The 25,808-nt window shown below is 73.8% G+C and carries 19 protein-coding genes and 1 pseudogene; 9 read left to right on the top strand and 11 right to left on the bottom strand.

The features are described 5' to 3' along the window. The 7 genes from VKA29_RS22305 to VKA29_RS22275 all read right to left on the bottom strand — a co-directional run bounded on the left by VKA29_RS22305 (position 1) and on the right by VKA29_RS22275 (position 7,219). On the bottom strand, positions 1–807 hold the full coding sequence (locus VKA29_RS22305) for an FAD/NAD(P)-binding protein (RefSeq protein WP_324787694.1): 807 nt from the start codon (positions 805–807) through the stop codon (positions 1–3). Next, the gene (locus VKA29_RS22300) at positions 804–1,268 is read right to left on the bottom strand and encodes a cyclic nucleotide-binding domain-containing protein (RefSeq protein ID WP_324787692.1); all 465 of its coding nucleotides are present in this window, start codon (positions 1,266–1,268) and stop codon (positions 804–806) included. Before VKA29_RS22300 ends, VKA29_RS22305 begins: the two co-directional genes overlap by 4 nt. Then, on the bottom strand, positions 1,268–2,467 hold the full coding sequence (locus VKA29_RS22295; protein WP_324787690.1) for a 4Fe-4S dicluster domain-containing protein: 1,200 nt from the start codon (positions 2,465–2,467) through the stop codon (positions 1,268–1,270). The genes VKA29_RS22300 and VKA29_RS22295 overlap by 1 nt, the downstream gene beginning before the upstream one ends. Positions 2,468–3,059: 592 nt before the next feature. After that, positions 3,060–3,317, bottom strand: coding sequence for a HypC/HybG/HupF family hydrogenase formation chaperone (locus VKA29_RS22290; protein WP_324787688.1), 258 nt, complete (start codon positions 3,315–3,317; stop codon positions 3,060–3,062). A 6-nt stretch (positions 3,318–3,323) separates the two neighbouring features. Continuing rightward, the gene (gene hypF / locus VKA29_RS22285; RefSeq protein WP_324787687.1) at positions 3,324–5,612 is read right to left on the bottom strand and encodes a carbamoyltransferase HypF; all 2,289 of its coding nucleotides are present in this window, start codon (positions 5,610–5,612) and stop codon (positions 3,324–3,326) included. After that, positions 5,609–6,115, bottom strand: a complete 507-nt coding sequence (locus VKA29_RS22280) for a hydrogenase maturation protease (protein WP_324787685.1) — start codon at positions 6,113–6,115, stop codon at positions 5,609–5,611. Before VKA29_RS22280 ends, hypF begins: the two co-directional genes overlap by 4 nt. Positions 6,116–6,550: 435 nt before the next feature. Continuing rightward, positions 6,551–7,219: a universal stress protein gene (locus VKA29_RS22275; protein ID WP_324787683.1), complete on the bottom strand. Its 669-nt coding sequence runs from the start codon at positions 7,217–7,219 to the stop codon at positions 6,551–6,553. Positions 7,220–7,390: 171 nt separating this feature from the next. Between VKA29_RS22275 and VKA29_RS22270 the strand changes: the two genes are divergently transcribed. Then, the gene (locus VKA29_RS22270; RefSeq protein WP_324787681.1) at positions 7,391–8,293 is read left to right on the top strand and encodes a universal stress protein; all 903 of its coding nucleotides are present in this window, start codon (positions 7,391–7,393) and stop codon (positions 8,291–8,293) included. A gap of 9 nt (positions 8,294–8,302) precedes the next feature. Continuing rightward, positions 8,303–10,990 (top strand): pyruvate, phosphate dikinase, encoded by a 2,688-nt coding sequence (gene ppdK, locus VKA29_RS22265; protein ID WP_324787679.1) that lies wholly within the window; start codon positions 8,303–8,305, stop codon positions 10,988–10,990. Between the two features lie 364 nt (positions 10,991–11,354). Here ppdK and VKA29_RS22260 read toward each other — a convergent pair whose 3' ends face one another. Then, positions 11,355–11,720 (bottom strand): DUF6479 family protein, encoded by a 366-nt coding sequence (locus VKA29_RS22260; RefSeq protein WP_324787677.1) that lies wholly within the window; start codon positions 11,718–11,720, stop codon positions 11,355–11,357. Between the two features lie 38 nt (positions 11,721–11,758). Beyond that, entirely contained in the window at positions 11,759–12,157 is a 399-nt protein-coding gene (locus tag VKA29_RS22255; protein WP_324787675.1) for a ChaB family protein, read from the bottom strand. 148 nt (positions 12,158–12,305) lie between these two features. On the opposite strand from VKA29_RS22255, the gene VKA29_RS22250 reads away from it, so the two are divergent. The 5 genes and pseudogenes from VKA29_RS22250 to VKA29_RS22230 all read left to right on the top strand — a co-directional run bounded on the left by VKA29_RS22250 (position 12,306) and on the right by VKA29_RS22230 (position 18,454). After that, positions 12,306–12,680, top strand: coding sequence for a four-helix bundle copper-binding protein (locus VKA29_RS22250; RefSeq protein ID WP_324787673.1), 375 nt, complete (start codon positions 12,306–12,308; stop codon positions 12,678–12,680). Positions 12,681–12,771: 91 nt separating this feature from the next. Then, entirely contained in the window at positions 12,772–13,950 is a 1,179-nt protein-coding gene (locus tag VKA29_RS22245) for an acyl-CoA dehydrogenase family protein (RefSeq protein ID WP_324787672.1), read from the top strand. Between the two features lie 222 nt (positions 13,951–14,172). Then, positions 14,173–14,448: pseudogene (locus tag VKA29_RS22240) on the top strand (DUF2236 domain-containing protein); the annotation flags it as partial. A gap of 68 nt (positions 14,449–14,516) precedes the next feature. Then, entirely contained in the window at positions 14,517–16,838 is a 2,322-nt protein-coding gene (locus tag VKA29_RS22235) for a tetratricopeptide repeat protein (RefSeq protein WP_324787670.1), read from the top strand. A 50-nt stretch (positions 16,839–16,888) separates the two neighbouring features. Beyond that, complete coding sequence (locus tag VKA29_RS22230) at positions 16,889–18,454, top strand: NAD(P)/FAD-dependent oxidoreductase (protein ID WP_324787669.1); 1,566 nt, start codon at positions 16,889–16,891, stop codon at positions 18,452–18,454. A 120-nt stretch (positions 18,455–18,574) separates the two neighbouring features. Here VKA29_RS22230 and VKA29_RS22225 read toward each other — a convergent pair whose 3' ends face one another. Together VKA29_RS22225 and VKA29_RS22220 are read right to left on the bottom strand one after the other, a co-directional pair. Then, positions 18,575–22,384 (bottom strand): HEAT repeat domain-containing protein, encoded by a 3,810-nt coding sequence (locus tag VKA29_RS22225; RefSeq protein ID WP_324787667.1) that lies wholly within the window; start codon positions 22,382–22,384, stop codon positions 18,575–18,577. A 17-nt stretch (positions 22,385–22,401) separates the two neighbouring features. Continuing rightward, entirely contained in the window at positions 22,402–22,785 is a 384-nt protein-coding gene (locus VKA29_RS22220; protein WP_324787666.1) for a toll/interleukin-1 receptor domain-containing protein, read from the bottom strand. A 316-nt stretch (positions 22,786–23,101) separates the two neighbouring features. Between VKA29_RS22220 and VKA29_RS22215 the strand changes: the two genes are divergently transcribed. Both VKA29_RS22215 and VKA29_RS22210 read left to right on the top strand, forming a co-directional pair. Continuing rightward, entirely contained in the window at positions 23,102–24,211 is a 1,110-nt protein-coding gene (locus VKA29_RS22215; protein ID WP_324787664.1) for a nitronate monooxygenase family protein, read from the top strand. Then, on the top strand, positions 24,208–25,785 hold the full coding sequence (locus VKA29_RS22210) for an acyl-CoA synthetase (protein WP_324787663.1): 1,578 nt from the start codon (positions 24,208–24,210) through the stop codon (positions 25,783–25,785). Before VKA29_RS22215 ends, VKA29_RS22210 begins: the two co-directional genes overlap by 4 nt. Positions 25,786–25,808: the final 23 nt, after the last annotated feature.

Here is a 25,808-nt window from a genome sequence, read left to right as displayed (position 1 = left end):
TCACAACTCCCTCACCGCGAGCAGGGGTTCGGCGAGGGCCCAGTCCACGACCGCTCCCGCCTGGCAGATCAGCAGCGGGCCGAGCTGGCAGTGCCCGCACGTCCCGGTCGCGCACCGCATGTTGCGCTCCAGCGAGACCCGGATCCGTTCGCGCGGCACGCCGCGCTGCGCCAGTTCGCGGGCGGTGGCCCGGATCATCGGCTCGGGCCCGCAGACGAACGCCCAGGTGTCCGCCGGATCGAACAGCGCCCGGCCCAGCAGCTGGGTGACCACACCGACGTCGCCGCGCCAGTGCACGTCGGGCTGGTCGACGGTGACCCCGGTGTACGCCGTGGCCCAGCCCGCCACCTCCTCGCGGGCGATCAGGTCACCCGGGGTGCGGGCCCCGATCAGGACGTTGACGCGGCCGTGGGCCGCCGGCTCGGCCAGCGCGCCGAGGACCAGCGGCCGCACCGGGGCGAAGCCGATGCCGCCCGCCACGACCACCACGTCCCGCCCGCGCGCCCGCTCGAGCTCCCACCCGCTGCCGTAGGGCCCGCGGACGCCGACGACATCGCCCACCCGGGCCGCGCACAGCCCGCCGGAGACCGCGCCGACCGAGCGGATGGTGTGCGCGAGACCGCCGGTGGACTGCACCGAACTCGCGGAGACCGGGATCTCGCCGCGGCCGAAGGAGTGCACCATCGCGAACTGGCCGGGCAGGAACTCCTCGAGCGCCGCACCGACCGGCTCCAGACGCAGCGTGACCGTGTCCGCCGTCTCCTCCCGGCGGCCGACCACACGATGCGGCACCGGTACGGCGGTCATCGCGGTTCCCTGGTCTCGTAGATGCCGTACAGGTCGACCAGCCTGGCCCGGGCCGCGTTCAGCCGGTGGGCCAGCACGCGGCCCACCCAGTGCTCGACGGCGCGCCCGAACTCCGCGTCGTTCAGGCACATCAGCCGGACGGCGACGGCGTCGAACTCGTACGTCTCCAGCCGGGTGACGGCCTCGGCGCCGAGCTGCCAGACGAACGGCTCGTACAGCCAGGACCAGCCGACCAGGTCGCCGACGCCGAGCGTCTCCACCACCGGCGGCCGGCGGCCGGGCACGTGCATGTCGAGGGCGGCCGTGCCGCTGCGGACGATCCAGAACCGGTCGGCGTGCCCGCCCTCCTCGAACAGGCGCGCGCCCTGCGGGAAGGTGACCTCCCGGCCGACGCGCAGCAGCCGTTCACGGTGCTCGGCGGGCAGGGCGTGGTTCATGCGCAGGGCGATCGAGGGGGGCATCAGTCCGTCTCCGTTCCGGTCTCGGCCTGTCGCGTTCCGGTCTCGGCCTGTCGCGTTCCGGTCTCGGCCTGTCGCGTTCCGGTCTCGGCATGCAGCGCGGCCACTTCCTCGGTGATGTCGATGCCGACCGGGCACCAGACGATGCAGCGCCCGCAGCCCACGCAGCCCGTCGTGCCGAACTGGTCGTGCCAGGTGCCGAGTTTGTGGGTGAGCCACTGCCGGTAGCGGCTGCGCCCGGAGGAGCGCACCGGGCCGCCGTGCAGGTAGGAGAAGTCCAGGTCGTAGCAGGAGTCCCAGCGCTGCCAGCGCTCGGTGTGGTCACCGGTGAGGTCGGTGACCTCCTCCGTGGTGGTGCAGAAGCAGGTCGGGCATACCATGGTGCAGTTGCCGCAGGTCAGGCAGCGTGCGGCGACGTCGTTCCAGCGCTCGGCGTCCAGGCTGGCGCCCAGCAGGGCACGCAGGTCGACCTTGGGCAGGGCGCGGCCCATGCGGTCGCGGGCCGCGTCGACCGAAGCGCGCGCGGCGGTCTCGGTGGGCGGGTCGGCAGCGCGGTGCGGCACCTCCGCCAGCAGCCGGCCGCCCTCCTCGCTGCCGACGCGCACCAGGAAGCGGTGGCCCCGCTCGTCGATCACCTCGGTGAGCGCGAGGTCGTAGCCGGGGTCGGCGGCGGGCCCGCCGCCCGTGGAGACGCAGAAACAGGTCGCGCCGGGCTCGGTGCACTCGGCGGTGATCAGCAGCGCCCCGGAGCGGCGCGCGGCATAACCGGTGTCCGCGTACCGTCCCCCGGCCAGCACCCGGTCCTGGATCGCGATGGCCCGCAGGTCGCAGGGGCGGACGCCGAGGAAGGCGTACGACGGCGGCTCCGGCTCGTCGGCGGTGAAGGAGATGTCGCCCTCGGGCGTGCGGTCGGCGCTCCACAGCCGCTGCCGCGCGGGATGCAGGAACGCCTTCCACGACTGCGGGCCGGCGCTGTTCGCGAAGGCCGCCCCGTCCGCGCGCCGCACCAGCCGGTAGTGGCCGGCCTCCAGCTCCACGCCCCAGCCGTAGGGCAGCGCGTCCGCCGACGTCAGCTCGGCCAGCACGATCGCGCCGTCCCGGACGGTCGGCCCCACGACGGTTCGTCCCCGGGCCACCAGAGCCGCGACCAGGGCGCCCAGGCCGTCCCGGTCCAGCACGGCCGGGGCTGTGGTGACGGTCATGACGGTCCTCCTCGTCCCGGTGGTCGTGGACCTCCACCGTCAGGTTCCGGCGGCCGGGTCACCGGCGGCAGGGGCCGACCGGCCCTGCTCCCCGTGCCGACCGGATCCCGGCCGCCCGCACGTGCGTCGGCGGCCGCCCCTCCTCGCGCAGGTCGGTCTCGTGCCCGCGGGCGGGTGCCGACGCCCGGACACCGCGGGTCTCGTGCCCGCGGGCGGGCGCCGACGCCCGGACACCGCGGGTCTCGTGCCTACGGGCGGGCGCCGGCGCCCGGACACCGCGCCGACGGTTCGCACCGCTCCCCGTCCCGCCCGGACCCCACGCACCCGGACCCACCGGCCGACGGCCGGGGCCCCAGCCAGGACCGGCGCGGTGGGGCTCCGCCTGCGTGCGGTGCCGGCGGGTCGCCGGGCCGGTGTGGCGGGTCTCCGGGTGGGGTCGGGCGTGGGCGGGGCTGCGCGCACGTGTGGTGCGGGTGGGGCGCCGGGTGGGGCCGGTGTGGCGGGTCCCGGCCAGTACCGGTGCGGGCGGGTTGCCGCTGGGACCGGTCGCGGGCGGGGTTCCGCCCGCGACCCGTGCGGGGCGGGGCCCGGGTCACGGCAGTGGTTCGCCCAGCTCGTTCTCCACCGCTCCCGCCATCGACCGCAGCACCTCCAGCGTCCGACGGGCCTCCGCCTCGTCGACCCGGGTGATGGCGAAACCGACGTGCACGATGACGTACGACCCGACGTCCGCGTCGGGGGTGCAGCTGAGGCAGACCTCGCGCCGCACCCCGCCGAAGTCGACCGTGGCCATGCGCAGGCCCATGTCGTCGTGGACCTCCACGACCCGGCCCGGGATGCCCAGACACATGCGCGCTCACCTCTCCCCGGCCAGCCGCGCGGCCGCGACCGCCGCCTGCCCGTAGCTGATGCCGCCGTCCCCGACGGGGACCTCGCCGCCGGCCAGTACCCGCAGCCCCTGCGCGTGCAGCCGGCGCTTGACCTCGGTCAGCAGCCGCCGGTTGACGAAGCAGCCGCCGCCCAGGCACACCGTGCGCGGCGCGCCGTCGGCCACGGCCCGGCCGACGAGTTCGGCCGTGACGATCCCGAGCGTGAGGTGGAAGGCGGCCGCCAGCCGCGCCACCGGCTCACCGGCGAGCTGCCGCTGAAGCAGGTCGGCGAGGGTGGGCGCGGGATCGTACACCCACAGGTCCCGCACCCGCACGACGCGGTGGGCGAGCGGCACGGCGTGCTCGGCGCCCGCCGCGGCCTCCAGCAGGACGGCCGCCTCGCCCTCGTAACCGGCCCGGTCGCACAGGCCCAGCAGGGCGGCGACCGTGTCGAACAGCCGCCCGGCGCTGGACGCGCGCGGGCAGTTGACGTCCCGGGCGACCATGGCGCGCACCCCGGCCACCTCGGCGGGGTCGAGCCGGCCGGTGAAGTGCCGGGTCAGCGAGGGTTCCGGCGCCGGCGTCCCGAGCTCCTCCCCGCCGAGCAGACGGCCGAGGGCCGTGCGCACCGGGCGCCGTACCGCGGCGTCGCCGCCGGGCAGCGGCGCGGTCGCGAACCGGCCCACGCGCCGGTAGCCGGTCAGGTCGGCCAGCAGGATCTCGCCGCCCCACAGGGTGCCGTCGTCCCCCAGACCGAGGCCGTCGTAGGCCACCCCGAGGAACCGGCCGCGCACCCCGTGCTCGGCCGCGCAGGCCGCCACGTGCGCGTGGTGGTGCTGGACGGCGATCCGCCGCACCGGCTGCGCCGTGGCCCACTGGGTGGACAGATAGCCCGGGTGCAGGTCGTGCGCGAGCACCGCGGGCTCGATGCCGGTGAGCCGCCTGAGGTGGTCGTACGACGCCAGGAAAGCGTCGTGGACCGCCGGGTCGGCCAGGTCGCCGGTGTGCGGGCCCAGGTGCGCCCGGCCGTCGGCGGCCAGCGTGAAGGTGTGCTTGAGCTGGGCGCCGGCCCCCGCGACCGGCTCCCGTACGGCCAGCGGCAGCGGCGCCGGGGCCAGCCCGCGCGCCCGCCGGACGGTGATCCGGGTGCGTCCGGCGAACTGCACCACCGAGTCGTCGTACCGGGACCGGATCGGCCGGTCGTGGGTGAGGAAGCCGTCGGCGACGCCGGCCAGCGTGCGGCGGGCGCCGGCGTCGTCGACCGCTATGGGCTCGTCGCTCAGGTTGCCGCTCGTGACGACGAGCGGTCGCGTGAGGCCGTCCAGCAGCAGATGGTGCAGGCCGGTGGTGGGCAGGAACAGGCCCACCCGGCTCAGGCCGGGATGCACCTCGCGCGCCAGCGCGGGCGTGCCCCGCCACCGGCGCCGGGCCAGCAGCACGACGGGCCGCTCCGGGGCCGTCAGGGCCTCGAGTTCGCCCGCGCCGATCAGGGCCAGCCGGCGCGCCGCGGCGACGTCGGGCACCATCACGGCGAACGGCTTCGCCGGGCGGTGCTTGCGCCGCCGCAGCTCCGCCACGGCCGCCGGGTCGCCCGCGTCGCACACCAACTGGTAGCCGCCGAGGCCCTTCAGCGCGACGATCCCGCCGTCGGCGACCGTCTTCACCGCCGCCCGCAGCGCGTCCTCGCCGCGCAGCTCCTGCCAGGCCAGCCTGGGCCCGCAGGCCGGGCAGGCGACCGGCTCGGCGTGGAAGCGGCGGTCGGCCGGGTCGGCGTACTCGGCGGCGCAGGCCCGGCACAGCGGGAAGCGGCGCATGGTGGTGCGGACGCGGTCGTACGGCAGGTCCTCGATGATCGTGGCGCGCGGCCCGCAGTCGGTGCAGTTGATGAACGGATAGCGGTGCCGGCGGTCGCGGGGGTCGCGCAGTTCGCGCAGGCAGGCGTCGCAGATCGCGGCGTCCGGCGGGATCTCCCGCGTCGCCGGGTCCGCGGCGGCCGACGCGCTGTCGCGCACCCGGAAACCCGGGCGGAGGGCCGGTTCGCGGGGACCGGCGGTCAGCCGGACGCGGCGCACCCGGGCCAGTGCCGGGGCCCTGGTCCGCAGCCGGACGGCGAACTCCTCGATGGCCCGTTCGGGCCCGGCTACCTGGCCCTCCACGTGCCCGTCGACGTTGGCCACCCAGCCGTCCAGACCGAGCAGGGCCGCGGTGCGGTACACGAACGGCCGGAACCCGACGCCCTGGACGATGCCCTCGACGTGGAAGCGCCGTACGGTCATGCCCGCCTCCTCGCCACCCCGTCCGCGCGGTGCGCGAGTTCGTCCTCGACCGCGTCGGCCAGGGGTTCCACGGCGGCCGCGACGGCGGGGGACAGGCCGGCGCCGAAGTCGCAGTCGGCGCCCTCGACGGCGTAGACGACGAGTCGCTCCGGCAGCAGGCCGAGGACGCGGGCGAGCTCGACGGCCTCGCCCAGGCCCAGCCCGTGGGTGCTGGTGGCCGACGGCGCCGAGAGGTGCCCGCCGTCCACTTCGATGCGGTGCACCCGGCCGGGGGTGCCCGGGTGGGCGTGCGCCGCGTCCACGACCACCGCGAGGCCGGCGCCCTCCCACAGGCCGATCAGCCGGCCCGGGTCGCCGTCGCAGGTGGCGAAGACGGTGTCCGGCGCGCCGGGACGCCCGGCGGCCCGCTCCCGCAGCCGGGCGACCACGGCCCAGCCCACGCCGTCGTCGCGCCGGAAGTCGTTGCCGACGCCGATGACCGCGGTGCCGCTGTGCGTCCTCATGCCCTTCACCGTGTGCCGAACGGCCGCGAACCCACAGGGGCCGAACGACCCTCCGCCAGGGCCGATCCTCCTTGCCGGGGCCAGGACCTCACGGAGCGGAGCCCGCCGGGCCGCTCGCGTCCCCGGTCGCCGGGCCGAAACCACGGTGTTCCTGGGCCGATACCAAGGCGTTCCCACGCCGCGACCCCAGTGCTCCTACGCCGGGACCTCGGCGTTCTTGCGCCGCGACCCCAGTGCTCCTACGCCGGGACCTCGGCGTTCTTGCGCCGCGACCCCAGTGTTCCGCGCCGGTACAACGGCGTTCCTACGCTGGGACCTCGGCGTTCCTGCGCCGGGACCTCGGCGTTCTTGCGCCGCGACCCCAATGTTCCGCGCCGGTACAACGGCGTTCCCGCGCCGGAACCACGGCGTTCCCGCGCCGGGACCAAGGCGTTCCTACGCCGGGACCACGGCGACGGGGCAGCGGACGCTGCGCAGCAGGGCGAGGGCGGTACCGCCCGAGCGGCGGCCGAGGACCACCAGCCCGGCGTTGCCGGAGGCGTGGCTGAGGGCCTCCTCGGGGGCGAGCAGCACGACGTCCTGCAGCACGTCGACGTCCGGGTACCGGGTGCGCCACGGCCGCAGGGCGTCGGACAGCCGCTGCACCTCCTGGTCCTCCCAGGTGGCCCGCTCGTCGTGCGCGAGGGTGAACAGCCAGCCGGTGGCCTCTTCGGGCAGCGCCCAGGCGTGCACCGCGTGCAGGGTCGCCCGGTGCAGCCGGGCCGCCTCGAAGGCGAACGCGAGCACCACGTCCGCGGGCTCGCGGGCATCGAGGCCGACGGTCACGCGGCCGGGCTTCGACGGCGTGCCGGGCACCAGCACCACCGGGCGCTTCGCCCGCTCCACCAGCGCCGCGGCGGTGGTGTCCGCGGCGGCGGGAGGAAGGCCCACCACGACCAGTTCCGCGCCGTCGCCCAGGGCGCGCACGCTGGCCGGGCCGTCGGCCGACGCCACCGGCACCACGTGCAGCGGCACCCCGCGCAGCTCGGCCTCCCGCACGGCCCAGTAGGCCGCCGCACAACCGGCCGCCGACGCGTCCGCACCGGCGACGATCATCCGCTCCATGGCTTCCCGCCTTTCCGCGAAAGGGAGTTCGGAATTCCACATTGGCCGCTGACCGGCCGTGCCCCTCAGGGGCCGAACGGTCCCGCTTCGAGCCCTGGCGGCCCATACCTGACATCCGGCCGCGGGCCGACGCTGGCATGGAGGAGCTCGCCGAGCGCAGGAGGTGCGCACATGGTTCCCCCCGTGATCGCCGGAGTCGACGGATCGGCCGAGAGCCTCGCGGCCGCCGAGTGGGCGGCCCGCGAGGCCGTACGCCGAGGCCGGCCGCTGCGCCTGCTGCACGCAAGGAACTGGCGTCCCCGCCCGGACGGCGGCGATCCCGCCGGCGCCGCGCAGCGGCACCTGGCCCGCCGTGTCCTGCGGGAGGCGGAGGACCGGATCCGCCCCGCCTGCCCGGGTCTCCGGGTGGAGGAGGAGCAGACGGAGGGCCCCGCGACCGCCGCCCTGCTGAAGGCGGCCCAGGAGGCCGACCTGCTCGTGCTGGGCTCGCGCGGGCTGAGCGGCTTCACCGGGTTCCTGGTCGGCTCCGTCGCCCTGGGCGTGGTGGCGCGGTCCGAGACGCCCGTCGTCCTGGTCCGGGCCGGCGAGGACGCCGCCGACGAGCACCTGCCCGACGACGACGGGGGCCCGTCCACCCGGACCGGCTACCGCGACGTCCTGCTCGGCGTCGACCTCGGCGACGCCTGCGACGAGGTGATCGAGTTCGCCTTCGAGGCGGCCCGGTCGCGCGCCGCCCGCCTGCGGGTCGTGCACGCCTGGCAGCAGCCCTCCCCGATCGGGCTGGGCCCGGCGGAGACCGGCCTGCTGGGCGGGGTGCAGCAGGCGGCGGAATGGCTCGGCTTCCTGACCGCCGTCCTGCAGGTCTGGCGCGAGAAGTACCCCGACGTCGAGGTCGTCGAGACCGTGACCGAGGGCCGCGCGCAGTCCGTGCTCGTGCGGGCCGCCTCCGGCGCGAGCCTGCTCGTCGTCGGCCGCCACGCCGCCGAACGCCCGACGGGTCCGCGGACCGGCCCCGTCGCCCACGCCGCCATCCACCACGTCGGCTGCCCCGTGGCCGTCGTGCCCCATTTCTGAGAGGGCTCCATGAGCAAGCCGATGAAGTACGTGTACGCATTCGCCGAGGGCGGTCGCGACATGGCCGCCCTGCTCGGTGGCAAGGGCGCCGGACTCGCCGAGATGACGAGGATCGGACTGCCCGTCCCGCCCGGATTCACCGTCACCACCGACGCCTGCAAGGTCTACCTGAAGACCGGCGAGGAGCCGCCCGAACTCGCGGTGGAGGCCGCCCAGGCGCTGGCCGGCCTGGAGCAGGCCATGGGGCGCACCCTCGGCGCCCCCGACGACCCGCTGCTGGTGTCGGTGCGCTCGGGCGCCCGTTTCTCGATGCCCGGCATGATGGAGACCATCCTCGACATCGGCCTCAACGACGAGTCGGTCGCCGGTATCGCCAAGGCGACCGGGCAGGAGCGGTTCGCCTGGGACTCCTACCGCAGGCTCGTGCAGATGTTCGGCCACACCGTGATGGGTGTGGACGGCGACCTCTTCGAGGAGGCCCTCACCGCGCACAAGACCCGGCGCGCGGTGGCCGACGACCATCTGCTGGACGCCGGTGAACTCGCCGAGCTCACCGAGGAGTTCAAGGCCATCATCCGCAAGGAGACCGGCGAGGACTTCCCGCAGGACCCGGCCGAGCAGCTCTCCCGCGCCATCCGCGCCGTCTTCGACTCCTGGAACACCGAGCGCGCCCGCGTCTACCGCCAGCGCGAGCACATCTCCGAGGACCTCGGCACCGCCGTCAACGTCCAGGCGATGGTGTTCGGCAACCTCGGTGCCGACTCCGGCACCGGAGTCGCCTTCACCCGCGACCCCGCCACCGGCGAACGCGGCGTGTACGGCGACTACCTGCCCGACGCGCAGGGCGAGGACGTCGTCGCCGGCGTGCGGGACGCCCTGCCGCTGATCGAGCTGAAGAAGCTGAACGGGCCCGTCTACGGCGAACTCGTCGACCACCTGCGCACCCTGGAGGACCACTACCGGGACCTGTGCGACGTCGAGTTCACCGTCGAGCGCGGCAAGCTGTGGATCCTGCAGACCCGCGTCGGCAAGCGCACCGCCGAGGCCGCCTTCCGCATCGCGCACGACCTGCGGGAGGAGGGCACCGTCAGCGAGGACGAGGCGCTGGTCCGCGTCAGCGGCGCCGAACTGACCCGGCTGATGTTCCCCCGCTTCCGCACCACCTCGGACGACGTGCCCCTCGCCCACGGCGTGCCCGCCTCGCCGGGCGCCGCGGTGGGAGCCGTCGTCTTCGACTCCGCCGAGGCGGTACGCCGTGCCGCGGCCGGCGAGCAGGTGGTGCTGGTCCGCCGGGAGACCACGCCCGACGACCTGCCCGGCATGATCGCCGCCCAGGCGGTGCTCACCAGCCGGGGCGGCAAGACCAGCCACGCCGCCGTCGTCGCGCGCGGCATGGGCAAGGTGTGCGTGTGCGGCGCCGAGGCCCTCGCCGTCGACACGGTGGCCCGCCGGTTCACCACCGAGACGGGCACCGTCGTCAACGAGGGCGACGTCGTCTCCGTCGACGGCACCGCGGGCACCGTGCACCTCGGCGAGCTGCCGCTCACCGCGTCCGAGGTCGGCCGCGCGCTGGAGACCGCGGCCGCCGCGGGACCGCTGACCGAAGCGGTGCTCGGCGCGCTCGCGCACGCCGACTCGGTGCGCCGCCTCCAGGTGCGGGCCAACGCCGACACCCCCGAGGACGCCGTACGCGCCCGCGCTCTCGGCGCGCAGGGCATCGGCCTGTGCCGCACCGAGCACATGTTCCTCGGCGAGCGCCGGGCACTGGTCGAGGCGATGATCCTGGCCCGTGAGGACACCGCCCGCGAAGAGGCCCTGGCGGCGCTGCTGCCCCTGCAGCGCGAGGACTTCACGAAGATCCTCGAGGCGATGGACGGACTGCCGGTGACGATCCGGCTGCTCGACCCGCCGCTGCACGAGTTCCTGCCCGACCGCATGGAACTCGCCGTCCGCCTGGCCGAGGCGGCCGAGCCCGACCCGCGCGACCGCGAGCTGCTCGCCGCCGTCGAGCGCATGCACGAGCAGAACCCGATGCTGGGCCTGCGCGGGGTGCGGCTGGGGCTGGCGGTGCCGGGCCTGATGGCCATGCAGGTGCGGGCCGTCGCCGAGGCCGCGACCGCGCGGCTGCGGGCGGGCGGTGACCCGAAGGCGGAGATCATGATTCCGCTGGTCGGCACGGTCGAGGAACTGCGGCTGGCCCGCACCGAGGCGGAACGCGTCCTCGCCGAGGTCGCCGCCGAGACCGGCACCGAGCTGGACTGCCCGATCGGCACGATGATCGAGCTGCCCAGGGCGGCGCTCACCGCGGGGAAGATCGCCGGCACCGCCGACTTCTTCTCCTTCGGCACCAACGACCTCACCCAGACGACCTGGGGCCTGTCCCGGGACGACGCGGAGGCCTCCTTCTTCCCGCTGTACCTGGAGAAGGGCGTCTTCGAGGTGTCGCCGTTCGAGACGATCGACCAGGAGGGCGTCGGACGGCTCGTCGAGATCGCCGTCGAGGCCGGCCGCGCGGTCAACCCCCGCCTGCAGACGGGCGTCTGCGGCGAGCACGGCGGAGACCCGGACTCCATCCACTTCTTCCACCGTGCGGGCCTGGACTACGTCTCCTGCTCCCCGTTCCGGATCCCGGCCGCCCGCCTGGAGGCGGGACGCGCGACCCTCACGGAGACCACCAGGACCAGCGACACCCGCTGAGCAGCAAACCCCAACGTTCCCCGCGCCCCGAGGGGCGCGGGGAACTGCGGCGCCCTGAAGGGGCGCGGGGAACTGCGCGACCGGCCACAACGCCGCCGCCCCCGCCCGCCGGGGCCTGCTCCCGTCGTCCGCGCTGTCCCCCCGCGGTGCTGCGGCGCCCTGAAGGGGCGCGGGGAACTGCGCGACCGGCCACAACGCCCCCGCGCCCGCCCACCGGGGCCTGCTCCCACCGCCCGCCCTGTCCATCAGCGGCGCGCCGACGCCCCGAGGGGGCGCGGGGAACTGCGCGACCGGCCACAACGCACCCGCACCCGCCCGCCGCGACGGCGTCACCCCGCACCGCCCCCCAGCGGAGCGCCGCCGCTCAGCCGCCCCCAGGCCCCCCGCTGCCGAAGGAACCGCTGCTGCCCTCGCTCCACCGGGGCCGCTCCTGCGCCGTACCGCTCCGCGTCGGGGAGTTGCCGTGGCCCGGCATCTCGTGCGGGGTGAGCCGGCGGTCGCCGCGGGGCACCTCGTCGGGCTCCCGGCGCTCCCGCACCTCGCGGACCGGCCCCTCCTCGGGCATCCGCGGCTGCTCGGCGGGATGAGGGGGCCCCGGCTCACGACGCCGGATGCGGCTCCCCACCCAGAAGGCGCCGATCAGCAGGGCGACCAGAGCCACCGCCGCCACGACCAGCCCGGTCGCCAGTGCGCCGCTGCCCGCGGCGATGTCCATCGATGCGCTGTTCATGGCGCGCGGGTACCCCCGGCCCCCCGGCATGAACCCGCTCACCTCGCCCGACGGGTCTCCGCCCGGTTGGCCTTCCGGATCGCGTCGAGGAGCTCCGCCTTCGACATCCGGGACCGCCCGCCGACGTCCAGCCGCCTGGCGATGTCGTACAGGTGCCGCTTCGAGGCCTTCTCGTCGACGCCCTCGCCGCTGTGGCCGCCCTGCTGCCGAGGCCGCTCCGACCGCTGGTCCGAGGGGCCCTTGCGGCCGCCCTCCTTGCGCTCCCAGTGGTCGCCGACCTTCTCGTACACGTGCTTCAGCGCGCCGTAGGCCACCCGGTGGGCGCGCTCACCCTCCCCGTACTGCTCGACCGCCGAGTCGTGCGCCTTGATCCAGGTGCGCTGGGCGTCGTCGGACGAGCGCTCCAGGGTCGAGGGGAGTTCCTGTCGTCCGGGCATCGCGCCACCTCCGTCGAGCCGAGGGCGTCCACCTCCGTCGAGCCGAGGTCCGCCCACGGGACACGAGTGCCCGGCGGCGCACCGGAAGAACCCGCGCGGGCCCGCCCCACGCCGGTTTGACGGCATCCGCACCGGCTACCCGGACCGCGTGACTTCGACGACATCCCAGCAGGAGCTCATCCGGTTCCTGGAGGACCGCTTCGCTTGCGCCCAGGCGTGCACCGAGTGCGCGCGGGCCTGCGCGCTGCGCGCCAGCCTGGTGGATCCGGACGGAACGGAGGAGCAGGAGAGAGTACGCCGCAAGGGCATCCTGTGCGCGGAGGTGTGCGACGCCACCTGCCGTGCGCTGTCCGAGCAGAACGGCCTGGACGAGGCCGGCATGCGCATCCAGGTGGAGTGGTGCCGCACCGTGTGCCTGGAGTGCGCCCACGTCTTCGACGTCGTCGCGGGCGCCGAGGAGAGCGCGCAGGCCTGCCGGGACTGCGCCCGGGCGTGCACCGAGTTCCTCACGGTGCTGAACTGACCCCGCCCGAAGCGGCACCGGCATTCCCTATTTCTGGAACACGTTCTACGGTGTGCGCCGTCAGCACCGGCCTGGGAAGCCTGGAGGCGCCGTGCACCTCGCATACACGCCCGAGCAGCAGCGGCTGCGCACCGAACTGCGCGCCTACTTCGCCGGCCTGATGCCGGACGACGCCTCCGCACGTCACGGTGGCGCCGCCGCCCAGAAACGCTTCTACCGCCACACCGTCCGGCGCCTGGGCGCGGACGGCTGGCTCGGCGTGGGCTGGCCGGAGGAGTACGGCGGGCGCGGGCTGACGGCGATGGAGCAGTTCATCTTCTTCGACGAGGCGGCCCAGGCGGGCGTGCCGCTGCCGCTGATGGCGCTCAACACGGTCGGCCCCACGATCATGCAGTTCGGCACGGACGAGCAGAAGGCCCACTTCCTGCCCCGGATCCTCTCCGGCGAGATCGACTTCGCGATCGGCTACAGCGAGCCCGGCGCCGGCACCGACCTGGCCTCTCTCAGCACGCGTGCCGTGCGCCAGGGCGACGAGTACGTCGTCAACGGCCAGAAGATCTGGACCACCAACGGCGACACGGCGGACTGGGTGTGGCTGGCCACCCGCACCGACCCGGACGCCCCGCCGCACAAGGGCATCACCATCCTGCTGGTGCCGACCACCGACCCCGGCTACTCCTGCACCCTCATCCACACCCTCGCCGGGCACGACACCACGGCCAGCCACTACGAGAACGTCCGGGTGCCCGTCTCCCGCCGCGTCGGCGCCGAGAACCAGGGCTGGCGGCTGATCACCAACCAGCTCAACCACGAGCGGGTCACTCTCGCCGCGCACGGCACCATGGCCGTCCGCGCCCTGCACGACGTCCAGCGCTGGTCCGCGGAGACCGAACTCGCCGACGGCCGCCGGGTGATCGATCTGGCCTGGGTCCGCCGCAAGCTCGCCCAGACCCACACCAGGCTGGAGGCCCTGAAGCTGCTGAACTGGCGGATGGTCGGCGCCGTGCAGGACGGCACCCTGACCCCGCAGGACGCCTCCGCGGTCAAGGTCTACGGCTCCGAGGCCCGCCGGGACGCCTACGCCTGGCTGCTGGAGATCGTCGGCGCGGCGGGCGCCCTGAAGGAGGGCTCGGCGGGCGCGGTGCTCCGGGGCGACCTGGAACGCGGCTACCGCTCCGCGGTCATCTTCACCTTCGGCGGCGGCAACAACGAGATCCAGCGGGAGATCATCTCCTGGCTCGGCCTGGGGATGCCGCGCGTCCGGCGTTAGCCTCGCGGAGCGGGCCGCCTGCTTCGAGAAGGCGCGCCCGCACCTCGCACCCGCGCCCGCACCTCGCACCCGCGCCCGCACCTCGCACCCGCGCCCGCACCTCGCACCCGCGCCCGCACCTCGCGCCCGGAGCCGACGCCCGCGCGGTGGACGACTCCCCGCTCCGCCCCGCTCCGCCGCGCTCCGCGCCACGCGTGCCACCGTCCGGCTCGCCGCGGAACGCGCCCGCCGGCGCACCCCCTCCTCGTCCCGGCGCGCGAAGTGCCGTGGCGGCGCGTGACGCACCTGGCGTACGCCTCCCTGCCCCCGTACGCCCACGAGCTGTGCGGCAGAGCGGCCCCCGCACCCGCCACCGTGACCCGCCGACCGCGCGTCACGGGCACCCTGCTGCGCTCGGTTCCCGCGGGACCGCGCCGGCAACTGCCGCCCGGACGCCGCATCGTCCGCGCCATGTCACGGCTCGGTCCCGGCTCCCGTCCCGCACCGTACAAAGTCGGCCCATAAATCGTCATACTGGGCGGGCCGGGGGAGGGCGGGGCGACCAGCGACGGGGGCGATCGCGGGCGATGGGGGACAGCAGACTCATCCAGGGCCGGTACCGGCTGCTCGAGCTGATCGGGCGGGGCGGCATGGGCGAGGTGTGGCGCGCGCGGGACGAGTCGCTCGGCCGGCAGGTCGCCGTCAAGTGCCTCAAACCGCTCGGGCCGCACCGCGACCGCTCCTTCACCCGCATGCTGCGCGAGCGCTTCCGGCGCGAGGCCCGCGTGGCCGCCGCCCTCCAGCACCGCGGGGTGACCGTCGTCCACGACTTCGGCGAGGCCGACGGCGCCCTGTTCCTGGTCATGGAACTCCTGCACGGCCGCAACCTCTGCCAGCTCCTCGAGGACAACCGGCGTCACCCGCTGGCCGTGCCCGACGTCGTCGACATCGCCGAGCAGGTCGCCGCGGCCCTCGCCTACACCCACGAGCAGGACATCGTGCACCGCGACCTGAAACCCGCGAACATCATGCGGCTGACCGACGGCACGGTGAAGATCTGCGACTTCGGCATCGCCCGCCTGGGCCATGACATCGGCTTCACCGCCCGGCTCACCGGCACGGGCGTCGCCATGGGCACCCCGCACTACATGTCGCCGGAGCAGATCGGTGGCACCGAGGTCGACCAGCGCAGCGACCTGTACTCGCTGGGCTGCGTCCTGTACGAGATCGCCACCGGGGCGCCGCCGTTCGACCTCGACGACGCGTGGGGCATCCTCATCGGCCACCGCGACACCCCGCCGCGCCCACCCCGCAGCACGCGCGCCGAACTCCCCGCCTACCTCGAGACGATCATCCTGGACCTGCTGGCCAAGCGCCCCGAGCAACGCCCGCCCGACGCCCGTGAGGTGGGCCGTCGCATCACCCTGGGGCGCACCGCCCCGGCGTACCCGCCGACCGTGGTGACCCCGCATCCGGTGCTCCGCCCGCCCGAGCCGATCCCCTCCCGCGAGCCGCGCCTGCCGTCCTGGACCCGCTCCATGACCCCCGGCCACCAGGCGGTCGGCGCCGGACCGCGCACCGCCCCGCCGGACGCCGGGGCCGCCCTCACCGGCGAGTGGATCCCACGGCCCGCCGCGGCCGGCGCCTACGGATTCCCGCCGCAGCTCCCGCCGGCACCGTCCGCCCACACGTTCCCGCCGACGCCGTCCACGCATACGTTCCCGCCGACGCCGTCCGCGCACACGCCCCCGTCGGCACCGTCCGGGCGCCTGCTCACCGAGCTGGCCGGACGGCACGACACCGGGCTGAGCCTGGGGCGGCTCGGCCGGTGGGAGGAGGCGGGCGAGGTGCTCCGGGCGGTGGCCGCCGAGCGCGCCCGGCTGCTGGGCCCCGACCACCCCGACACGCTCGCCAGCCGCTACCAGGCCGCCTTCGCCCTCAGCCGCCTCGGCCGCGCCGCCGAGGCGCTGCGCGCCTACCGGCACGTCGCCGCCGGCCTGGCCCGGGCGCTGGGCCCCGACCACCCCGACACCCTCGCCGTCCGTCAGGAAATGGCTTACGCGCTGGGCCAGTTGGATCGTCACGGCGACGCCCACCAGGTGTACCTGCCGGTGCTCGCCGCCCGCGAACGGGTGCTGGGCGCCGACCACCCGGACACCCTGCGCTGCCGACACGACCTCGCCGTCAACCTCAGCAGGCTCGGCCGCCTCCGGGACTCCCACCGCATGGCCCTCGACGTGGCCGCCGCCCGCGAACGGGTGCTCGGCCCCGATCACCCCGACACCCTCGTCACCCGCTGCCAGGTCGCCCGTACCCTCGGCCGGCTGGGCCGCTGGACGGAGGCTGTGTGGACCTACCGCGAGGTCGCCGCCGCCCGCGCCCGCACCCTGGGCCCCGACCACCCCGACACCCTCGCCGCCCGCCACGAGGCCGGCGTCGGCCTCGGCCGCCTCGGCCACGCCGCCGAGGCGCTGACGCTCTACCGCGATCTGATCGACGACCGCGCCCGCGTGCAGGGCCCCGACCACCCGGAGACCCTGCGCGCCCGCCACGGCCTGGGCGTCAGCCTCGGGCAACTGGGCCGCTGGGAGGAGGCCCTCGCCGAGGCCCGCGACGTGGCCGCCGTCCGCGAGCGGGTGCTGGGCCCCGACCACCCGGACACCCTGGTCAGCTACCGGGAGGTCGCCGTGGGCCTGGGCCGGCTGGGCCGCTGGGCGGACGCGCTGGGCGAGTACCGCCGGGTGGCCGCGGCCCGCGAACGGGTCCTGGGCGCCGACCACCCCGACACGCTCGCCGGCCGCCACGACGAGGCCCACTGCCTGCAGCAGCTCGGCCGGGGCGCCGAGGCGGCCGAGCTGTACCGCAGGGCGGCGGTGCTGCGGCAGCGGGGGGCCGCCCCGGGCCGCTGAGCCCGGGGTGCGCCCTGGCCGATCCGGATCACCGCGTGCTACCAAGGACCATGACCGCACACGAGCAAAGCGCCTACGACGTCGTGATCGTCGGCGGCGGCCACAACGGCCTGGTCGCCGCCGCCTACCTGGCCCGCGCCGGACGGTCCGTCCTGGTGCTGGAGCGGCTGGCGGACACCGGCGGCGCGGCGGTCTCCACCCGGCCCTTCGCCGGCCTCGACGCCCGGCTGTCGCGCTACTCGTACCTGGTCAGCCTGCTCCCGCGGAAGATCGTGCGCGATCTCGGCCTGGACTTCCGCGTCCGCGCCCGCACCGTCTCGTCGTACACCCCCGTCGAGCGCGACGGGCGGCCCACCGGGCTGCTCGTGGGCGGCGGCGAGCAGCGCACCCGGGAGGCCTTCGCCCGGCTCACCGGCTCCGACCGCGAGTACCTGGCCTGGCAGCGCTTCTACGGCATGACCGGCCGGGTCGCCGAACGGGTCTTCCCCACCCTCACCGAGCCGCTCCCCACCCGCGAGGAGCTGCGCCGCCGCGTCGACGACGAGGAGGCCTGGCGGATCCTGTTCGAGGAACCGGTCGGCGTGGCGATCGAGGACCGCTTCGACGACGACCTGGTCCGCGGCGTCGTCCTCACCGACGCCCTCATCGGCACCTTCGCCGACGCCCACGACCCGTCCCTGAAGCAGAACCGCTGCTTCCTCTACCACGTGATCGGCGGCGGCACCGGCGCCTGGGACGTCCCCGTCGGCGGCATGGGCGCCCTGACCGACGCCCTGGCCGCCGCGGCGCGCGAGGCGGGCGCCGTCCTCGCCACCGGCCACGAGGCGGTCCGTATCGACACCGACGGCCGCACGGCGGAGATCACCCACCGGACCGCCGACGGCGAGGGCGTCACCGCCGCCCGCCACGTCCTCGTGGGCGCCTCCCCGCGGGAACTGGCCGCGCTCACCGGCGACACCCCGCCCGCCCCCGCCGAGGGCGCCCAGCTGAAGGTGAACATGCTGCTCCAGCGGTTGCCGAGGCTGCGCGACAGCTCCGTCGACCCGCGCGAGGCGTTCTCCGGCACCTTCCACATCGCCGAGGGCTACCGGCAACTCGCCGTCGCCCACGCCCAGGCCGCCTCCGGCGTCCTCCCCGCCGCTCCGCCCTCCGAGATCTACTGCCACTCCCTGACCGACCCGACCATCCTCGGCCCGGATCTCGCCGAACGGGGTTGGCAGACCCTCACCCTCTTCGGCCTGCACACCCCGGCGCGGCTGTTCGAGCGCGACAACGACGCCGCCCGCGAGGAACTGCTGCGCTCGACGCTCGCCCAGCTCGACGCCCACCTCGCCGAGCCGCTCGCCGACTGCCTGGCCACCGACGCCGACGGCCGTCCCTGCATCGAGGCCAAGACCCCGCTCGACCTGGAGCGCGACCTGCGCCTGCCCGGCGGCAACATCTTCCACCGCGAGCTCTCCTGGCCCTACGCCCACCAGGACACCGGGCGCTGGGGCGTCGAGACCCGGCACGCCAACGTGCTGCTGTGCGGCGCGGGCGCGGTACGCGGCGGAGGGGTGAGCGGGGTGCCGGGACACAACGCGGCCATGGCGGTGCTGGAGGCGGCGAGGGACTGACGAGCGCACGGCTGGGACCAGGAGGAGCGCTCCCCCTCGTCCGTCACGCAATCCGGCGGCTCAGGCCCGTGTGCCCGGGGGAGTCCCGCTCCCATTGCCCGCCCAGGGCGGTCAGGGCGGTCAGGGCGAGCCCGGGCGCGACGGTGTCGACTCCGGACGTGTTGCCTGTCGCCTGTGCCAGGAGAGTCTCAGCGGATAGCGTTCCGCCAACTCTTCGTAGCGGCTGCGGACTTCGTGGAGAGGGAGACTTGTCACGGCGCCGTAGGGTCGCAGGGCCGTTTCCTTGATCTCGGTCCGGGGGTCGATACCCGGCGCGAGACCGTCCCGGTCCCTCGACAACAGGATCCTGTTGAGCGGGTCTTTCTCCAGGAGCGCGAGCGACCACAGTGCTGCCCGCCTCTGCTCACCGGTTGCCTCCCGCATGGCGTTCTCCAGGACCCGGGTGGCCTCCGCATCTCCCAGCACCGCCAACGCCGCCGTCGTCTCCGAACCGGGCTCGAGAGGACGCCCCTTCTGCTCGTCCAGCAGCACGTGCAGCGCTCTGCGATCACCGAGCCGACCGAGCGCCACGGCGACCCTCAGACGGGCATCCCCCTCGGTGTCCTCGAGCAGCGCCAGCAGGGGGTCGACGGCGCGCCGGTCGCCGAGCAGCCCCAGCGCCTCGACGGCGTTCAGGTGAGGTGCGCCGTCGGGATGGGTGAGACAGGCCAGCAGGGGCTCTACCGCCCTGGCGTCGCCCAGGCTGCCGAGGATCTCGACGACATGGGCGCGCTGCGGGCCGTCGGCCTGGGCCAGGACCTTCAGCAGGGGTTCCACGGCGCGGGGGTCCCGGAGCCGGCCCAGGGCTGCGATGACGGCGTTGTGCCGTGTGGCGTCGGCGTCGGTCAGGAGCCGCAGCAGCGGATCCACGGCTCTGGGATCACCGATGTCGCCGAGGGCGATGGCCACGTCCGGGTCGGGGCGGCCCGCCGCGTCGGTGACGAGGCGGAGCAGGGGTTCGACTGCTGCCGGGTCGCCGAGCTGGCCGAGGGCTCTCACGACACGGTAGTTCGGTCTGCCGTCGTCGTTGTGCAGCACGCTCAACAAGGGCTTCAACGCCACTGAGCTGTCCATGCGGTTCAGCAGAAGCGCGGCCTCGCGACGCACCTCCTGCTCCTCGTGACGCGTGGCTGAGACCACCGGGTCCAGCGCATGCGGAAAGAGATCGCTGTAGAGTTCCGCGATTTGACGTCGCGTCCGGCTGTTCGCGACTTCGAACTGACCCATCACAGCCGCGGCCATACCCCTGTGTTTCGATGCGGAAGCCGCATCGAAACACCACAGGAGGAAGACGACACCCTCCGGGAGGAGTCCCCCCGAGACGACTGCGTCCGCCAACTGCTGCAGTTCGTCCGCCGAGGGTTCCCAAAGAGGCTTGTGCGAGGACTTGCGAGTCCACCCGAGAGCCCAGGCCGCCGCCGTGGCCTCGCAAGGGCCGCGGGAGAGCATGGAGATCAGCCCTCTCGCCAAGCCGGGGACCATGACGAGCCGCTGGCGGTATCCCGCGTCCATCAGGGCCAGTGCCGCCTCGATCGCCACTTCCGCCCGAGGTTCCTTCAGGAGGCCGACCTGGTTGCGAACCCATGAGCGGACATCGGCATCCGCGGTCGGCGTGGTCTGGCCCAGCGCCTGGGAAGCCGCGCCGGCCAGTCTGTCGACCGCTGAGGGTTCTTCCAACCAGGAGGTGACGATGCTACGGCTGAGAAGGGCGGCCCAACGTGAGATTCCCACTTCCTCGAGCACGGTGTCCGCGGTGGTCCCCGCCGGGCCGGTCCCGTCGCTGTCGGTCAGTGCTGCGACGAACCGTTCGATGATCTCGGCCGCGACCTCCCCGCTGACATTGGGTTCATCGGCGAGGCAGGCGCAGGCCAGCACGGCCCGGGGCCGTGCCGTGGCTGAGGCGTCCTCCCCGGCCAACGGGGTGGAAATCGCCCGGAGAACACCGTCCACGTCGTCGTCGTTGCACGTCATCACGCTGAGTCGGATGGCTTCACGCCAGTTCTCCGCGACGGCGATGTCCTCCTGATCCATCATGGTCGCGAAGGTGGAAGTCTGTGCGGTGAGCGTGGCGATCTGCTCCGCCAGTGATTTGCTGCGGTCACGGCCGGGGTACTTCCCGTCGACGAGAGCCAGTCCGGCGAGGTACTCCTGGAATGTCAGATGCCGGAACTCGTACAGCGGAACCAGGCGGCCGTGATGGCTGATGTGACCGGACTCCACGAGAATCCCGGTCTGTCGTTCCAGCCGGCGCAGGAAGTCCACCGGAGAGCGCCGTCGGACCGCGTGAACGGCAGGGAACTCTTCGCGCATCCGCTCCAGGGTGCCGAGGACCTCGTCCTGCCGGATCTGCTGGACCCCGGCCTCGCACATGGAGTACGCCAGGTACTGCAGCTGCGGGAGTGCCTCGTGCGGATCCATTCGCTCGTCGACGTCACTGCGCCAGTTCAGGAGCACGTCGACGGCCTCCCGGTAGAGGTCGGCCCGACGGCTCGGGAGCTTTCCGACTTTCTTCTTCACCAGCGCCATGGTGGTCAGCAGCATGGGGTTGCCGGTGAGACGCTCGATACGGTCGGTGCTGTGGATGTCGCTGATGAGCTCCTCAGCCGCCGAGTCGCGACGGTTCGGCGGCTCGGTCACCACGCACCAGCGACGGGCGAAGTCGTCCTTGTCCGACGGTGTCAGATCCTGGACCGTGACGTGCTCGAACCCCCGAGTGATCCTCAGTCCCATCTCTCGGTAGCCGACGATCCTGGACGTGACGATGACGGGGGCCTTGGGAAAGGCCACATGTATCTTCTCGACCTTGCGGCAGAACCGGGCCCGCAGGGCGGGATCCGTGATCTCGTCCAGGCCGTCGATCAACAGCAGCACGCGACCGTCGCGCAGGAAATCGAGCAGGAGGGGCGTGAGTTGATCGGCCTCCTGGCGGGAGAGCTCCGAATCGCACAGATGGTGCCGGATCATCTCCTCCAGTGACCCGGTGATCCTCCTGGTGTCCAGGTCGCGGCAGCGGATGAACAGGGGCAGCCAGTCGGTGTCGGGCAGGGTGTCCACATCGGGCAGTTGACTCCAGTCGGGATCGGACTGGAGCCGCAGCAGATATGCGGTGGCGATCCAGCGCAGCAGTGTGCTCTTTCCGGCGCCGGGATCGCCCAGTACCACCAGGTGGTTCGACGCCTGGAGCCGTTCCCCGACCGAGACACGGGATCCGGCGTCCGGCAGGTCGTCCTGATGCAGCTCGTCCTGATGCAGGTCGTCCTGGTGTTTGCGCCGGGCTTCGATGTTCTGCAGCTTCTTGTCGAGATCCTGTGGGTCGATGCTCGGTGGGATGTCCACCGAGACACGCAGAGACACATATAAGCTGCGCAGGAGCAGATTCCTCGTGATCAGCTCACGGTCCCCGATGGGGAAGTTGGCCAGATCGACGATGTCGCACGTCTCGAGCGCGAGTTCCCGATAGCGCTGTTCCAGGTGGTTCAGCTTTCGGCCGGTGCCGGTCTGCTTCCTGGCCGGATAGAACTCCGAGAGTGCTTCGACGAGTTCGGCCATGGCGCCGTGGCGGTCCTGCCAGTACGGGGCGATCTTGCCGTCGAGCGCGAGCGGTTCCAGATAGGCGTCCCTTTCCACCTGGAGCGCGAAGATCCTGCCCCCCTGCCGCCGTGCGGCAGCGACGAGCAGAGCCGCCCAACGGGTCCCGGCGGCCTTGACCGTTCCGCAGAGGACGACCGGGCTGCCTGCGGAGATCGCCTGTGATGCCTTCTCCACCAATCCCTCGCCGACGAGCAGCGTGCCGTGATGGAGTACCTCGTATCCGGCGGCCTCAAGGGGTTCGGCGATCTCGGTGGCCAGGGCTTCCTCGCCGTCCGCATGGGCAATCAGGATCTGGACCACTGAATCTCCCGGAATGGTCAGTGAATCGCCTTCACGAGCTGCGCGAATCCGCGGTCCCAGTCATCGGACAGATCCGCGTACCGGAGGTCGGAGAGGATCGCCGGGGCCGAACCGCCGAACTTCACCGGAAGTATGCGCACGCGGTGGCCCTCCATCTGGCGGTGGAGGGCCGACATCCACTCGCGGGTGACCCAGGGGCTCATGACACCGGACGCCGAATAGCACAGCACCAGATAGGAGGTGCCTTCGAGCCCGGCGTCCATGCGTTCCACGACGGAATCGCCGATTCCGATCTCCCATTCGTCGAACCACACGTTGTGGCCGACGGTGGAGAGCTCCTCTGCGAGCCGGCGGGCGGCGGACGCGTCGACCTTGCGATGACTGATGAAAACGTTCGCCATTCCCACCGTTCCTGTCCATGTGATACCGACACATGCTACCCACCGATCCCTTTGCCGGGGTCACGTCAGGGGAGGCCGGGCGGTGGTGCCGCCCGCGCGTCAGGTGGACATCGCGGCCCACGTACGGCGGTCGGTCGTGTGCCGCCGGAGGGGCATCGGCTGCCGGTGCGCGGGGAGGTGTGCCGGAAGCCGGTGCCGGCCGGACCGGACCGTCGCCTTCGGGAGACGTTCGAGCAGGGGGCGGGCAGGCAGAAAACTGACAGCCCATCAGAAAAACCTCTTCCGTCGTCCGGAGGACTGCGGCATCCTGCGCCTCATGCAGACGGAGCTGAGCAACCAACTGGGAGTCGAGCACGCCGTCTTCGGCTTCACGCCGTTCCCCGCCGTCGCCGCGGCCATCAGCCGGGCCGGCGGCTTCGGGGTGCTCGGGGCGGTCCGCTACACGGCCCCCGACGACCTCAAGCGCGACCTCGACTGGATCGAGGCGCACGTCGGCGGCAGGCCCTACGGGCTGGACGTCGTCATGCCCGCGAAGAAGGTCGAGGGCGTCACCGAGGCCGACGTCGAGGCGATGATCCCCGACCGGCACCGGCGGTTCGTCGAGGACACCCTCGCCGAGTACGGCGTCCCCGAGTTCCCCGAGGGGGAGGCGTCCGGCTGGCGCATCACCGGCTGGATGGAGCAGGTGGCCCGCACCCAGCTCGACGTCGCCTTCGACTATCCGATCCGGCTGCTCGCCAACGCCCTCGGCTCGCCGCCCGCCGACGTCGTGGCCCGCGCGCACGAGCGGGGCGTGCTCGTCGCCGCGCTCGCGGGCAGTGCCCGGCACGCCCGCAAGCACAAGGCGGCCGGCATCGACGTGGTCGTCGCGCAGGGCTACGAGGCCGGCGGCCACACCGGCGAGATCGCCACCATGGTGCTCACGCCCGAGGTCGTGGACGCCGTCGACCCGCTGCCCGTGCTGGCCGCCGGAGGCATCGGCAGCGGACGGCAGGCGGCCGCCGCCCTCGCCCTCGGCGCCCAGGGCGTGTGGCTGGGCTCCGTCTGGCTGACCACCACCGAGGCCGACCTCACCTCGCCCGGACTCACCCGGAAACTGCTCGCGGCCGGCTCCGGCGACACCGTCCGCTCCCGCGCCCTGACCGGCAAGCCCGCCCGTCAGCTGCGCACCGCGTGGACCGACGCCTGGGACGACCCCGAAGGGCCCGGCGCCCTGCCGATGCCCTTGCAGGGGCTGCTCGTCGCCGACGCCGTCTCCCGCATCCAGAGGTACGAGGTCGAGCCGCTGCTGGGCACGCCCGTCGGTCAGATCGTCGGCCGGATGACCAGCGAACGCAGCGTCCAGGCCGTCTTCGACGACCTCACCCGCGGCTTCGAGGAGGCCGTCGACCGCGTCAACCGCATCGCCGGAAGGAGCGGCACATGACGAGCACGTCCAAGAGCACCCCCACGAGCACGCCCCCCGCCGGTTTCTGGGCCCAGGCCGCCGCCGACCCGGACCGCGCGGTCCTCGTCGCCCCCGACGGCGAGGAGTGGAGCGCCGGTCGCCTGCACGCCGCCGCCAACCGGCTCGTCCACGGCCTGCGCGAGGCCGGCCTGGAGCGCGGCGACGCCTTCGCCGTCGTGCTGCCCAACGGCGTCGAGTTCCTCACCGCCTACCTGGCCGCCACCCAGGCCGGCTTCTACCTGGTGCCGGTCAACCACCACTTCGTCGGCCCCGAGATCGCCTGGATCGTCGCCGACTCCGGCGCCAAGGTGCTGATCGCCCACGAACGGTACGCGGACCCCGCACGCCACGCGGCCGACGAGGCGGGCCTCGCGGCCACCCACCGGTACGCCGTCGGCGAGGCCGAGGGCTTCCGGCCGTACCGCGAACTCCTCGACGGACGACCGGAGTCACCGCCCGCGGCTCGCACCATGGGCTGGGTCATGAACTACACCTCCGGCACCACGGGCCGCCCGCGCGGCATCCGCCGCCCGCTGCCCGGCAAGGCCCCCGAGGAGGCCTACCTCGGCGGGTTCCTCGGCATCTTCGGCATCAAGCCGTTCGACGACAACGTCCACCTGGTCTGCTCGCCGCTGTACCACACCGCCGTGCTCCAGTTCGCGGGCGCGTCCCTGCACATCGGCCACCGCGTCGTCCTGATGGACAAGTGGACGCCGGAGGAGATGCTGCGGCTGATCCAGACCCACCGGTGCACCCACACCCACATGGTCCCGACCCAGTTCCACCGCCTGCTCGCCCTCCCGGAGGAGGTCCGGCGCTCCTACGACGTGTCGTCGATGCGGCACGCCATCCACGGCGCCGCGCCCTGCCCCGACCACGTGAAGCGGGCGATGATCGACTGGTGGGGCCCCTGCGTGGAGGAGTACTACGCGGCCAGCGAGGGCGGCGGGGCCTTCGCCACGGCGGAGGACTGGCTGAAGAAGCCCGGCACCGTCGGCAGGGCCTGGCCGATCAGCGAACTCGCCGTCTTCGGCGAGGACGGCGACCGGCTGCCGCCCGGCGAACTCGGCACGGTCTACATGAAGATGGCCACCGGCGGCTTCTCGTACCACAGGGACGAGGACAAGACCCGCAGGAACCGCATCGGTGACTTCTTCACCGTCGGCGACCTCGGCCTCCTCGACGAGGACGGCTACCTGTTCCTGCGCGACCGCAAGATCGACATGATCATCTCGGGCGGGGTCAACATCTACCCGGCCGAGATCGAGTCCGTGCTGCTGTCCCACCCCGCCGTCGCCGACGCGGCCGTGTTCGGCGTCCCGCACGACGACTGGGGCGAGGAGGTCAAGGCGGTCGTGGAAGCGGCCCCCGGACACGCGCCCGGCCCGGACCTCGCCGCCGCGATCCTCGACCACTGCGCCGGGCGGCTGGCCGGCTACAAACGGCCCAGCAGCGTCGACTTCGTCCCCGAGCTGCCCCGCGACCCCAACGGCAAGCTGTACAAGCGGCGGCTGCGGGAGCCGTACTGGAAGGGGCGCACCCGCCAGGTGTGACATGCGGCGCCGTCCGCCGCGGC

The sequence above is a fragment of the Streptomyces sp. H51 genome (assembly GCF_035656535.1).
Taxonomy (GTDB): Bacteria; Actinomycetota; Actinomycetes; order Streptomycetales; family Streptomycetaceae; genus Streptomyces.
Note: the sequence above shows the minus strand (reverse complement) of the source record. Positions and strands in the feature narration are given on the sequence as shown.